We start from the raw sequence: 12,922 nt of genomic DNA, 5'->3' as shown, positions 1-12,922 counted from the left end.
ACCCGAGCAGCTGGCATCATGAAAGGTCGAACGTCATCTCAACAAAAAGATCGCTGTGTTCGATCTTGACCGGCCGCTTTGCTGACGTCGGGTTGTTTCGGAAAGCTCGTTTTTCGACGGTTGGATTACCGTCGCCCTGAACGATGCGTCCCTTGGTCTTTTCCTGCAACGCCTTGTAAAGCTCCTCGAACGGCATCCTCCACCCGCTTCCAGGTTCCGCTCGACCCTTACCTTGAATGGCCGCGACCGCCTCTACGACCGGTATCGCGGCTACTAGTCGTGGGTCGACCATGCGCTCCAGACCGAGCGCTTTGACCGTGGCATTATGACTCCCATGGTGTCCGACCTTGTAAAAGGTTGTCCGGCGCAACAGGTCCTCTGCGGTGACAGGTTTGCCCGAGGACATAGTCTTCGCGGCGGGAGGATAGGTCTGGTCATTCCAAGACAGCCAATTCCCCACCTGGGCGTCTCCGGGAAACAGCAATACCTGGCCATCGGGGAGTTCAAACGCCAGTGCCAGGCTGGTGTTGTTTGTATCCGAATCCATCTTCAGGGCCAAAGCTTCGATGGAGCCTGTCCAGTCGCTGTCAATCCTACGCCACTTTTCGGCCGGAGCGTCATACAGTTTGCGGACCCCCGACTTGGTCGCCTTCTTGCGACGGGTTTTCTCTTTCAGGGGTCTTTGGTAAACGGCCGAGAAAGGCAGGACTGTGTCGGTTCGATTGGCAAGAAGCGAGAGCTGGGCATTTACTGTGCTTTCCGCCGCCGCGGCGGCGTCCAGACGCGTCAGATATACCTCCTTCGCCTGTCCCTTGGATGGGGTGTCTTTTCGCAGCAAAACTTCATCTCGAGGCGGGCCAAGAACAAAGGCCTTGATATTGAACTCGTCGAGGTCAATGACCTGTCCAGGCTCAAGATAAGATGTTGAATCGGCACCAGCTTTATCCTTCAGCATTTGCATGATTTCGGCCGTCCCGAAGACGCCCGATGCACCTAGCCCGTTTATGGCGACTGGCCCGGCGAAAGCGGCAAGCGCCGCTGCCGTTCGCAAGCCGGGATGCGCATCGCCTTGCGCCAGCGTGGCCGCCGCCGCCAAAGCCTGCTTTCCCTTCGAAAATCGTGCCCTTAGGACCTGAGCCTGCGGATCTTTCAGGTTTTCGGTCCAAGCCATCCAAAGCCGGCCGATGGAAACCGCACCGTCAAGGAATGCGCCTTTTTCGAACGCAAACCCGGACAGATGGTCGTAGTGCTCGTGGGTTATGACCAGCAGGTCGATCCGGTTGCCGACGGTCTTCAGGACGTCTTTCGCGATCGCTGAAATGCGGGCCGGGCCTGCCTCAACTTCGGACAGGCGCTTTTTACCGATCCGGTTCACGACCTTCGGGTCAAGTTTGGCGATCAGATCGGCTCCAGCGGCAACGTTCTGGAGGACCCCACAATCTATAAGTATGGATCGCTCCAACTCCGCGCCGCCGTCGTCCAACGTGGTGCGAATGAGGAAGCAATCGCTCAAGATGCCGCGATACATCCTGATCCTCAAGAGCTTCAATATCCCCACACCTAACCTCCCCGGTGCACCAGAGCGAACGGTTCGTCCAACGCAGTGCCGGTCGATCCCCCTTGCAGTCCATAACCGAACGCAGTCGAGCCGAAGCGGTAACCCGCAAGGAAATCGCGTTGTTGCTCCAGCCGGGCATCGTCACTAATTCGCTTTCGGACTGCGTAACGCAGGTGACCCTCCCGAAGGTCGAAGATGAGTGTGGCACCACCGCGGAACACAAAGTCCTCGCCCGACGGGTTATCGCCGTGCTTGTCTTGAAGCTCCTGTTCGTTCTGATCGTAGAAGCCGCGCCGCTGCTGTACAATTTCAATGATAAGTTGGCGGAGATCCTGGCCGTCGGGTCCTGTTCGCCGGGAGGTTCTTACAGAATGAATTTCCACGGGCGGAGCAAATCCCTTCGGGTCCCCTGGCCGGCTCAGTATCGTCTCGCGGTCGTCATACGAGATCAAACCTCGTCGGAAGACTACTCCGCACACCTCTTGCCATGGCTTATCCTCGGTGGTCCGAAAGCTCTCCGATCCCAGGATCCACCAATGCACGCTCTCCGCGTTCTCCTCAGCGGCCTTGATTGCCGTCGTCCGATCGAATTTTGGCTCCAAATCCAGGTCCAAATCGTCATAATCGGCCGCCAGATGATGGACCGGCGCCTCCCACAACAAACTGTCGACAGCCAAAGAGAGACAGCCCTCCGGGATGATACCGCGCCGCCGAAACCCTTCTATGATGGCGAGCCGATAATTAAGCACGTCATCGGGCACCAGGTCATAGTCCGCCGTTATGATTGCCCGGAGAAAATCGCCAAAGCGGACGTCTACTGGCGGCAGGTAGTCGAGGGCGCGGATGCACATTCGCATCACGTGTTCCGCCGCCTTGCTCGCCTCCCGGGTTAATCGTTTGACCAGGTCTGGATGGAGGTTCTGGTCGGGACCAATGCCGGGTCTGATGCCGGCGATTCTGAGCAGATCAGCGGTGCGGTTCTCATAGATCGACAGAAAAGCATCGAAAACGGCCGCCACCAGGACCGCGCCGCGTTCGTGAGGCTCCGTCATGTCGTCGCGCAAGATCACGGGCGCAGCGCCACTGTGATCGTCAATCGCCTCGCGAAGGGCTCCGTCCCGGCCGGTAGCCTCGCCGAACTGCCGGGCGAGGCCGCTGAGGAGGGAGCGGTTGTCGAGGCTACCGCCGTCTTTCGCAATCTGGGCGCTGACTGCTTCCTCAAGCGAAAAATGTGAGAACAGAGCGACGATATCGGCAAAGGCTTCGTGGAACGCCAAGCTGTCTACGCTGGTCGGTTCAGCAAACCGCCGGTGAAGTCCATCCAGGATAGCATGCGTGACCTCGTGAACGATGATGTCATGCGAAAGCGCGGTAAACACCCATTTGGCGCCGGCGCTGTGCGCGGACGTCTGAAAATAGCCGAACAGGAGGGCCTTCTTTTCCCGGCTGTAATAAGCATTGGGCTCGCGAAGGGCATGGGGATAGATACGCAATTTATAGACCGGCTCGTATTTTCGCCCGTTGGGAACGCGACGCGGAGCCCAGAAGACTCTCCTGCCAAGCGCCCGTTCGAAAGTTCGAATAGTCTTCATTGCAACGGCGAACACCATCTGCTGGTGAAAGCGGGGATCGCCTTCCGAGGGGGCCAAGCCGTCCTGAGCCAGGAGGTAGGGGTGATTGAGGTCCACCGGCTCATAAAATTGGCCGCTGACCGGATCGATATCAATAACTTCAAGGTAGTCATTGATGGGGCCGGGCTGAATTTCTTCCTCCCAGCTCTGCTCCCAAGGTATTTTAATTGTTGCAACATTAACGCCTGCAGTCGCAGCCGACGTAGAAGCCTGCGGGTCGAAGGCATAGACCCGCAACCGGCGAACAGGCGGAGCCGTATATTGCCCCGACATGGCATTTCCCCCATCCCTAGTATTTCAAACACTACCAATTGAAATACTTACCGAGATTACACCCTCACTCTATTAGAAACATGCTCGAAACATCGGGTCAATGGCCGGCGCGCTTACAGGCATAAAAAACGGAAAATGTTCTTGCCGTATCGGAATAACCGGAGCACTCGATCACCAGACCCTGCCGGTTTACTTTCTGAAGAACGGTCGCTTTCGGGTCGTCATCACCGGGCTAGCGCGTCGCCGCCCGTCCGCACACTTCTTCTAAACCGTTCGCACTCCTGGGCTGACCTGTAGCATCCCATCTGAACGCTTGTTCAGGACGTTCAAGCCGCTTTATCAATCCCCGAAACCGCAGGCATCGTCTTCCCTAGCTGCTCCGTCGGCGGGTGACGCAGCAAGGCCGTTGATTGCTGGATCAAGGCAAGCCTGGCCACCGGGAGACGACGTAGGGGGGTCATGGCTGAGTTATCGAGTCCGTCGACATCTCAACTGTCAGAAGATGAGCGCGCCAGGATCTCAGACAATCAGCGGCGCGCCAGGCGTGAAAGGGGAAAATGGGGCGATGGCTCAGATCTTATAGTCGGTTTGATCGCCAGTATCCTGATTTTTGGATGCCTCTTTATGTTCGCCAAGAACTACGATGCGAGTAGGCCTGAACTGTTTTACCCATGTCTCCTCAGCGGCACCCTCGGGGCATCCCTTGGATGGGCAGCCGGAATATTCATATCACCTTACGGGGATGGTGAACGCGAAGCGTTTGCCAGCTTAGGAAAGCTCGTTTACGGATTTCTGAGCGGATACGCGTTCAGCAAAATCGATCCTCTGGTCATCGCCCTCCTGAAGCCGGAAGCGGCCGCGACTTCCAGCCCTGCCCTCATCTATGCGACAGTTGCGCTGGTGGCGTTTCTCACAAGCCTTGCACTCACCTACATAAGCCGCTCGTATTGGCGTTAAATGGCGATCCCTCCCGGCGTCACATTTTCCGAGGTGGGCGACATAGCGTTCGTTCATCAACATGATTGGTTGAGCCGGCTGATTGTTATCGGGCAGAAAGCGCTTGGAAGGCACGGGGCCCGATTCTCCCATGTTATGGTCTGTGTCGGTTCCGGGATTTGGGCCGATGCAACGCCAGAAAGCGGCGTGATGATTGCCGCCGAGTCAGCTATTTTCGACAGCTTAGCTCCCGGAGAGTTCCGCATCCTACGTCGACCCTCCATACTTCCGAGAGCGAGGCCAAAGCCGTCATTCAAGAACGCGTTGGACGCCCTCCAGCACGAAATCAGCAAGCAAAGTGCTTGGTTTTATGACTTCTTCTATTTTTGCTATCAGCGATATGACTACCTGCTGGGTTTTTCGCAATACGCGGCAAGTCGAACGTCATTTTGCTCAGATTTGGTCGAGAAGATCTATGCTCGCCGTGCCCCCGGATTGTTACAGGCCGGACGGCGCAACCGCATCTTCCCACAGGACTTATTTGCGATGGCTACAGACGCGAAATTTGATGACATAACTCAAGCGTTTTCCGAAGGCCGCCGGACATTCCCCTCTACCACGGACAAAGAGCGGGTTAAGCACATGCTGAACGTCATGGAATTTCGCCTGGGTGCGGCTTTGGACAACATCGCGGCGCTCGAACAGGGTGAAAGAATAAGGGTCGTTACCAGCAAAATGCCTGGAGGGGATCGTTTACCCCAGACCCCAATCGGTGAATCATTTGGCCCCGCCGAGCAACTCACCTGGAGTACAAAAGCGGCTGCAGTTGCGGCCCGAAAAAGGGTGCAAAAGCTAAAATTAAGGTGGTGAAGCTAAATCCATGGAGCACAAATGGCCCCATGCAGATTAGCCTACCTTGGCATCACGACACGGGCGACGGCATCGCCGACACGGATTCATTGACGCCGTGACGGAAGAAGACAAACCCAGTGTAACGGTCACCCTCAACGGCGACGGCGTGATCGCGCCGGCGCTTCAGGCCATCCGCTTGGCGACTGAAATGGTGGCCGTATGCACGTCAGCGATCGAGGCTACAGATCTCAACGATCTACCTCGGGACGGGTTTTCCGGGCTGAGCTTCGTGCCTCACGCCGATCAAGCCAAGGCCAAGCTAGCTTATCGCGCGTGGATATTGGGGAAGGCGTTTCAGGAACTGGCCAGGGGGCTGAGGGCTACGCTCGAGCAAGCCTACATCTACACGCTTGGTTTGAGGGAAGGACGCAAGGTCGAGACCTGGGGCGAGTTCGAGGACATTTATCTCGCGGCGGAAAAGAAGGCGTCGAGTCTCAATTTTCCAGATTTGCTGCTGGCCGTGCAGGCGCAATTGGCGACGAAGCTCGATTTCTTTGAGGAGTACCGCTCGCTTCAGAGGGCTCGGAACTGTCTGGAACATCGCAATGGCGTTGTAGGTCATATTGACTGCGACGAAGGCGCGGGGGCCCTTAGCCTGAAGTTGCCCCGTTTGAAATGTTCTACCGTCAGCGACGGGGAAGAGATCGAGGTTCACAAGAACCAGTACTTTGAAAAGGGCGCGACGATCAAAATCAAAAGAGACTTGCGTATTCGTGTCTTCGCCTTGGGGGAAACGGTCTCTTTCACCGCGGAGGAATTCAGCGAGATCGCCATGGCGCTTCGCTTGTTCGTCGCCGACATTGCGCCGAAGCTGCCGATTTAGACCACCGGAATGGCGGTGGGTTGTCGGAGTGCATGCCTGCGAGATGGGCCATTCGAACTGGCACTGTGTTCTCCGGATTCCTATATCTAACCGGCGCTATCCCATGGGGACCATGACTGATGAGTGACGATTCTCCCGACTCTCCCAAGCCCATCAAGCTTGAGGACCTTAAGGTAAGCACCGGCAGTGGTGCCAAGCCATTGAGCGAGATTGCAAAAACACTTGCAGGTATTGGGTCACACGTAAATCCTGCTAAAAACTTGGCCATCCGCCTGCAGGAACAGCAAGACAAGTTCAGTGATTTGCTCCGGCCCTCGAAGGAGGCGGAGGCGCTTCGGAAGCGCTTTGAATCGCTCACACAGCCGTCGCCTGCAATGAGGTCCATACTGGATCAGGTGGAAGGCCAAAGGCGACTGCTCGATTCAATCTCGAAGCCGGATGCCGGGGGCTATTGACCGAGCGAGCTATTTCGGCCCCTAGAATGCCGGATTTCCAGATGCCCAGAAACCCCATTCTGGACACGAATGCGCAGCTGGCAGAAATCGAACGGAAGTTTGAAAGCATGCTGGATGTCATGACAAACGCCGCGCGGATCGGCAACGATATTCAAGCCCAGGCAACGACCTTTATAGGAAAGTTCGAAGAGGCCTCCAGCCAGACCGACAGTTCAGCCAAAAAAGCAATTCTTGTCGGCGTATTTGCGCTCGTGATCGCCACGCTGAGTCCCTTCGCCCCGATGGTCGTTGATTACTTTTCGCCAAATCGCACCGTTCCGGCGATCGAGGCTCTCACGCGGGAGGTGGTTTCTGCCGATCGGGCGGCTAGCGCTGACAACCAGAAACTAATTGAGGCGCTCAAGGAGCGCGACGATCAGGCGACCGGAAGAATTGTCGAGGAAGTTCGCCGCAGGCAGGACGAAACGAATGCCATTCTGCGGGAGCTCATTGAGACCCTGAAAGATCGCAATGTGCCTGCCAACCCCTGAGAACCGGGCTCTGGCGCAAGAGTAGCTCTATGCGAACAGCTCACGGTCTCGGATCTTGAACGGGTCTGTATAGTCCTCAGCCCACCATGGGTCTTCACCGGCCGTAGGCGCCTTTTGCAAGGACGATGTCTTTTTGGCCTCTGCAGCGTCTTCCTGGGTGACGCGGAAATGGTAGTCGTCGAAGATGCGTATCCCTTCGACCATATACGATGTCGCAATTTTTTGGTCGCGGATGAGGAGCAGGTTCTCTCCGTTCTGAAGGTCAGCGGGCTTGCTGAAGTTGTAAGAACCGGTCCACACGCGGGCGTCAGGTGTGTTGAAATCGATTACCAGAAACTTGTGGTGCAGATTTGGCCCGATGCCGGTGTAAGGTTCGACCTTAAACGGCGTCGGCACGTGTTTGTTGAGGCGAGCGAAATAGACGGGTGCAGTGTTGCCATTGGGCTTATGAACGGTGACACCGGTGTTGTTGTCGGAAATGCCGTAGGTGAAACCGGGCTGTTGGTAGCCGCTTCCACGGCGTCGGTTACAGCACCGCCTGTGATGCTCAGGAAAGCCAGGGAATAGAGGAGGCAGGCCTGGGCCTTTTCGACATCCTGGCCGATTTCCGCAAGGCGGGCACGGGCTGTGTCATGGGGAGAAAAGGTGATGCTGGCATCAATGCCCGCCAAGCCGAGCGGATGCCAGTCGGGTGAGGGACCGTTGGCGAACCCATCCTTTTTCCAATAGGCCTCGAACGCAGCCTTGAGGGGGGCGACGGCTTGAGCGCCCGTTAACAGCAAGGCGTTGTTCGATTGAACATAGAGCCCGCGCCAGCTGAAGTTTGTCGAACCGCAGACGGCGCGCGGGACGGCCGCATCCACGATAATCATCTTATTATGTTGGAGACCTCCCATCCGTTCCCGCTTGACGTTGTCCTCGCCAGCGGAAGCCTTGAGCAGTGTCTCGGACTGGGTCTCACCACTTGTCTTGAGCCCATGCTTATCGCTGTCGTCGATGATCATCCTGAGGCGCGGACCGAGCGCGAACAGGCGGTCCATGATTTCGCTTTCGCTCATGTCGTAGGCGACCATGCTGACCGTTGCGGCAGGATCGGCTACTGCTGCATCCAAAAGCGCAAAGATCTCTTTTCGGGCCTCCAGTCCCATCCATTCGTAGGCATCGTCCGCGTCCGGATGCGTCGGCTTGAACGTGGTGCCCTGAGCGACGCGGGCGGGCAGCAATGTTTTGAGCGGCCCGCGAGCCTGATATTTGTCCACGAAAGCCTGGGAAGCCACATACCCCCTGGTGGCGCTGCCGTCCGACGTTTCCATGCTAGGGCACACATGCGACGGTGAAGCTTGCGCCTCAAACGTGGCCTGTGCGCAGCTGGAGCTTCACCGACCTGGCCCTCGACCGAGCAACGTGAAGCGCGACTTGCGTTCTCGGGTCCCGCTACCATATGTAAAAAGACATACCTGCCATGCATCGCCGCCTGCGGCGTTTTGGTCCGATTGGCCTGTTGACAACTTGCCAAATAATCGTACCCTCAGTGCAACGCGCTGCACGAACGTATTTACTTCATTTTAACGCTGTGCCATAAAAAAGGCAGACGGTGATTCCACCGCCTGCCTTCTGTTTGTGCGTACCTGCGGACGTGGCGCCGTAAGACTGCCCAGACCACAGGTCCGTACCGTTGCAAGTCGGTTCTAGTGCCCCAAGGCTCCATTGACAAGCCACAGGCTAGTTGCCGGCGGCGCGCGCACACGGAAATGATCCGTTGCGTGCCCGTTCCGGCCAACCATAGGAACCGACACAGATGCCTGCAAAACTGACCTTTTCCCCGTGGGCAACGGGGACATGGCGCTGATCAACCTCGACAACAAGCGAAATCGGGCTTGTAGTAGATGATTGCGGCCGCGGCGGCGATGGTCAGCAGATTGAGCACGATGCCATAGGGCTTCAGCGCCAGGAGATTGCGGTAATAGCCGTAGGCGATGTTCTCGTTGAAAAGAATCCGAAATTTCTCGGTGTCGCGGGTGTTCTCGCGCAGCCAGTTGTAGCACTGCACATAGAACGCAGCCGCTTCGTCGGGGTCCTCGACTTCCATGTCGCGCGTCGGCGCCGGCTGCTCGAGCTGCTTGGCGAGGAATTTGCGGTAGCGGTCCTTGGTCCGCTCGTCGAGTGTCTTATCCAGGTGGTTCAGTTCGCGATTTTCCGGTCTCCCGCCGGTCGTCGCGAACAGCTGTCTCTCCTTCCTCTTGCCCAGGCGGCGGGCCACATTCGAGGCAGCGAAGAACAGGACCATGACGGCGAGACCGATGATGGCCTCGGGGAGGCTCGGCTGAACCCAGTTGAAGGCCAGCACAATCAGGACAATGACCGGGGCAATCGCCAGAGCTGCCGGCGCGAGGCGCGCCTTGATGGAGTAGGCGTCGAGGTAATCGTTCATGGCGCGTCCTGATGCATGATGGCATGGTACGTGGCTGGAGTGGCAATGAGAAAGGATGGCCGGCGGCGCTCGCTCCACGGCGACCTGCTTGGCCGTCTTGCGGTCGGTGGGCGAGGGACCTTGTTCGGCGAGGTGGCTGTGCCAGGTACCCACATCAAGCAGCGAGCGGCCGCTTTCCTCGAAACGGGCATCGATCCGATTCTTCATGCCCTTCGTTCCAAGCACGAACAGCGTCGGCGTCCTCACGCTGTCTTCTGGCGCCTCGATCAGGTCGACCACCGTGACAGTCTTCATGAGAGAACTGCAGGAGCCGATCAGAAGGCCTCCCGTCTCGACATTGGGAAACCGCGCGGTCTCTTCGCGGATCATGCCGGCGACGTGCGACGACAGACGCAAAGTCCATTCGCTGCCCTCGACCGGGATTTCCAGGAATTTTGACACGGAGAGGCGGCGCCAACTTGTCGATGGGCTATCGGGCTCTGCCACCCCCACGACCAGTTCTCCGCCATCGGCATTGGCGCCGGCGAGGCGCATGAGTTCCTCGGTGGCCATGGCGGTCATCGCCGAAAGGCGCGCGTCGGTCATCGGCATAGTCATGGAGCCGCAGCCTTCCCCGATCTGAATTTGCGTCAGCCCGAACTCGGGATCGAACAACAATGTCCGTTCATAAGGCGTCACGGTCGCGGACAGCACCGCCTGCAGGTCGGCGAGGCTCGGATTGCGGTTGCTTCCCTTATGAAATACGAAACCGCCACGGCCGCGCCCGAAAAGGGCGATCTCCGCCATGCGTGCCGGCAGCTCGGCAGGGCTCACCATTGACAGGGCATCGCGCACCAGGCTCGATGCGGTCGTGTTGAGCAGCGTGCCGGTCCCGGGCGGCGAAATCAGCAGGCGATTGTCCGCACGCTTCAGGCCCCTAACCACGTCAATCAGATGGGCTTCCGGTTTCTGCCCGAGCAGGGCCAGCTCGTCAGACAGTTCAAACGCCTTCGGCCACGGCAGGGGTGGCCGCACGAGGGCGTGCCGGGCCATGTTGTGGGGCCGCAGCTCGTTGCTGTCGGAGACGGCCAAGATCTGGGCGCCGGCACGGGCCAGATGCAGAGCGGTTTTCGATCCGACGCTGCCGCAGCCAACCAGGCTGAATGGCGGATAAGAGGGAGCTGCCGACACGGCGCGGAGAAGCGCGGGCGTCGTGCGACCCAGTTGCTCCATGGCAACGGCGGCTCTCGCGTTGGGCCCTTCGAACAGCGAGGCCCGCTTCTGCGGAGCCGTGATTTCAATCAAGAAGCAACTCGATCGTCGACGCCCGCCCGATCAGCCGAAAAGGTCGCCGCACGCCAAACAAAACGGCGATCGGGAAGGTCGCGTCATCGGTTTTGCCCGCCCAGCGCCGCTGGAGCCTGTCGAGGAATTTCGCAAACTCAACGCCGCAGCCGAAGGCCTCAGCGCGTTGTGCCAAGTCGTCAAGGTTCGCTACCGTCTCAGGCAGCACCGCACTTGTGATGGCGCCCATTTGGCGGCCAGATCAGCACCGTCGCGGTGATGCCGCTGTAGCGTCCTTCGCTTTCGGCCTCAAAGGGGAAAGCAGACATGTTGCCGACGGCAGCGGCAAATTCATTGTGCGCCGAGAGGGTGTAGGACCTTTTGCCAGCGAGATCCTTGCCCTTCATGAATTTGGTAGCAAGCCATACCGAGCCGGACTTGTCGGTGATCTGGCTTCGGGCGAAGTCCGCATCGATAATAAGCCGGTCCGGCAGGCCTTGGCGCATGACGGGTTCCCAGCCATGATCCGGATCCATCAAGGTGCCAATTGCTGCGCGACCGAGCCAAACGCCCATCTGGTTGACGATGGCCCCGATGCCGAGTTCGATCAGGCCGTGCTGATTGAAATATTCGTCCTGGTTGCCATCCACAAGACAGGGGGTTGGACACACGTTTTCCGAGCCGGGCGTCAGATGGTGCAGGTTGCGCGGAAAGCCCTTGCGCAGGGTGAAGGTGGGGCACCGCCACGGGTAGTCAGCGCCAAGCAGGACCTCAACGCGTTCGACCGGCAGGACGCCGTTAGGGGCGGTGCCCTTGGCGTGCCAGTGCGTTGGCATCTCCACGGCCAGATCAAGGAACAGGGTCGCCACGTCGTCACCGACGGCGATCAGGCCACAGCGCTGGCATTGCGGAATCTCTGTTGCGACACGCAGAAAGTGTTCCGCGTGCCGCTTCATGTCTGCCGAGGCCATGGCTCAGCCGTGGGATCTGGGCGTCGTCGTCACTCCGGTCACGCCGGCGATCGAGGCGGCCTTTTTCGGGGTCAGCGCCAGCTGCTTGGATGTGCCGACGCCGGTGATGTTGAACTCGACCGGCCCGTCGTGCTCATCGGCATACTCGGTCGTGCAGATGAAGCGTTCGGCCGAGGTGATCGAGACATATTCCCGCTTGGCCCGCTCATGAGGCGGGTTGTCGTCGTCCTTTTTGATGGGCTTGCAGGAGGCGACGATGATGGCGCCGTCACGGGTCTGGGAGAGTGCGTTCCTGGCGTCCTCGGACACCTTGACCTTCTCGCCCATCTCGGACCAGCGGTCGTGGCTCAGGGTGCGCCAGGAGCAGTGGTGCGGCGTCTCCATGACATCGTAGCTGAGCCAGTCCTTGTTACTGTCCTTGTGGCGCTGCCACAGCCGGTCCCAGATGGAGACGTCCGCGTCGCCACCGGTCAGGAAGCGGCAGCGGTCGGCCACGCCGTCGCCGGCGATGGAGAACCGCACGATCGCCGAGGAGTTGTTCTTCTCGAGGACTTCGATCAGCTCCTTGTCGTCTTCGTCGACGTACATCGGCGCCAGCAGGCGGCCTTCGAACTGGCCCGTGTTCACGCGGTCAGCTGCGGTCAGCAGGCCGTCCTGCTTGACCGGGATGTCCGTGAGATCATCGGTCTTGCCGTCTTTATCCTCACCGAGGATCAGGATGCGGTCGCCTGAACCGGTGCCGGTCAGGCCCTTCTCTTTGAACAGCGCGACCCGGCGCCGCGCTTCGGTGGCCCACGCCTTGGCCTCGTCGCAGAGCTTGTGCTGCTTGCTGGCGCGCCGGAACACGATCGGCGACGACCACATTTCGCGGATCAGGATGAGGTTCTCGTCACCCTCCGGGAAATCCTCGGGCGGGCCGAGGTGGAAATGCGTCGTGAGCCCGGTCACGTGGTCGGAATCCGGGTGCGAGAGCAGGAAGGCGTCGACGTAGAGCCGGCCCTTGTCGTCGCGGGAGAGGCGCCTCTTGAGATCCTGGGCAACGTCGTAGGTGTCGTCCTCGGGATCGTCGGCGGCGGCGCGGATGTTGATGTCGACGAGGATCGTTTGCCGAGCTAACCCATGGAAAGCTTGCGGCCCTC

At 58.9% G+C, this 12,922-nt stretch carries 13 protein-coding genes; 5 read left to right on the top strand and 8 right to left on the bottom strand.

Annotated elements, in window-relative coordinates; translation table 11 throughout:
* Positions 1-16: 16 nt before the first annotated feature.
* Together EJ066_RS11760 and EJ066_RS11755 are read right to left on the bottom strand one after the other, a co-directional pair.
* Positions 17-1,528 (bottom strand): hypothetical protein, encoded by a 1,512-nt coding sequence (locus EJ066_RS11760; RefSeq protein WP_126037980.1) that lies wholly within the window; start codon positions 1,526-1,528, stop codon positions 17-19.
* A 32-nt stretch (positions 1,529-1,560) separates the two neighbouring features.
* Positions 1,561-3,462 carry a hypothetical protein gene (locus tag EJ066_RS11755; RefSeq protein WP_126037978.1) on the bottom strand — a complete coding sequence of 634 codons (1,902 nt, stop codon included), beginning with the start codon at positions 3,460-3,462 and terminating at the stop codon, positions 1,561-1,563.
* 624 nt (positions 3,463-4,086) lie between these two features.
* Between EJ066_RS11755 and EJ066_RS11750 the strand changes: the two genes are divergently transcribed.
* From EJ066_RS11750 to EJ066_RS11730, 5 genes are all read left to right on the top strand, one after another.
* The gene (locus EJ066_RS11750) at positions 4,087-4,419 is read left to right on the top strand and encodes a hypothetical protein (RefSeq protein ID WP_091600491.1); all 333 of its coding nucleotides are present in this window, start codon (positions 4,087-4,089) and stop codon (positions 4,417-4,419) included.
* Positions 4,420-5,268, top strand: a complete 849-nt coding sequence (locus EJ066_RS11745; RefSeq protein ID WP_091600492.1) for a hypothetical protein — start codon at positions 4,420-4,422, stop codon at positions 5,266-5,268.
* Positions 5,269-5,365: 97 nt separating this feature from the next.
* The gene (locus EJ066_RS11740) at positions 5,366-6,133 is read left to right on the top strand and encodes a hypothetical protein (RefSeq protein ID WP_091600493.1); all 768 of its coding nucleotides are present in this window, start codon (positions 5,366-5,368) and stop codon (positions 6,131-6,133) included.
* A 119-nt stretch (positions 6,134-6,252) separates the two neighbouring features.
* On the top strand, positions 6,253-6,588 hold the full coding sequence (locus EJ066_RS11735; protein ID WP_126037976.1) for a hypothetical protein: 336 nt from the start codon (positions 6,253-6,255) through the stop codon (positions 6,586-6,588).
* Positions 6,589-6,629: 41 nt separating this feature from the next.
* A complete protein-coding gene (locus tag EJ066_RS11730) occupies positions 6,630-7,118 on the top strand; it encodes a hypothetical protein (protein ID WP_126037971.1) in 489 nt (162 codons plus the stop codon).
* Positions 7,119-7,145: 27 nt separating this feature from the next.
* Here the strand turns inward: EJ066_RS11730 and EJ066_RS11725 are convergent, their stop codons facing one another.
* The 6 genes from EJ066_RS11725 to EJ066_RS11700 form a co-directional block, all read right to left on the bottom strand.
* Positions 7,146-7,514 carry a phospholipase D-like domain-containing protein gene (locus EJ066_RS11725; RefSeq protein WP_164748213.1) on the bottom strand — a complete coding sequence of 123 codons (369 nt, stop codon included), beginning with the start codon at positions 7,512-7,514 and terminating at the stop codon, positions 7,146-7,148.
* Complete coding sequence (locus EJ066_RS11720) at positions 7,445-8,431, bottom strand: phospholipase D-like domain-containing protein (protein ID WP_091600496.1); 987 nt, start codon at positions 8,429-8,431, stop codon at positions 7,445-7,447. The genes EJ066_RS11725 and EJ066_RS11720 overlap by 70 nt, the downstream gene beginning before the upstream one ends.
* Positions 8,432-8,967: 536 nt before the next feature.
* Positions 8,968-10,833, bottom strand: a complete 1,866-nt coding sequence (locus EJ066_RS11715) for a Mov34/MPN/PAD-1 family protein (RefSeq protein ID WP_091600497.1) — start codon at positions 10,831-10,833, stop codon at positions 8,968-8,970.
* Positions 10,826-11,062, bottom strand: a complete 237-nt coding sequence (locus tag EJ066_RS11710; RefSeq protein WP_126037967.1) for a hypothetical protein — start codon at positions 11,060-11,062, stop codon at positions 10,826-10,828. Before EJ066_RS11710 ends, EJ066_RS11715 begins: the two co-directional genes overlap by 8 nt.
* A complete protein-coding gene (locus EJ066_RS11705; RefSeq protein WP_126037964.1) occupies positions 11,031-11,783 on the bottom strand; it encodes a hypothetical protein in 753 nt (250 codons plus the stop codon). The genes EJ066_RS11710 and EJ066_RS11705 overlap by 32 nt, the downstream gene beginning before the upstream one ends.
* 3 nt (positions 11,784-11,786) lie before the next feature.
* Complete coding sequence (locus tag EJ066_RS11700) at positions 11,787-12,731, bottom strand: hypothetical protein (protein ID WP_189347894.1); 945 nt, start codon at positions 12,729-12,731, stop codon at positions 11,787-11,789.
* Between the last annotated feature and the right edge of the window lie 191 nt (positions 12,732-12,922).

This window comes from Mesorhizobium sp. M9A.F.Ca.ET.002.03.1.2 (genome assembly GCF_003952365.1).
Lineage (GTDB): Bacteria > Pseudomonadota > Alphaproteobacteria > Rhizobiales > Rhizobiaceae > Mesorhizobium.
The sequence above is the reverse complement of the archived record's forward strand: the minus strand, read 5'-3'. Positions and strand labels throughout refer to the sequence as shown.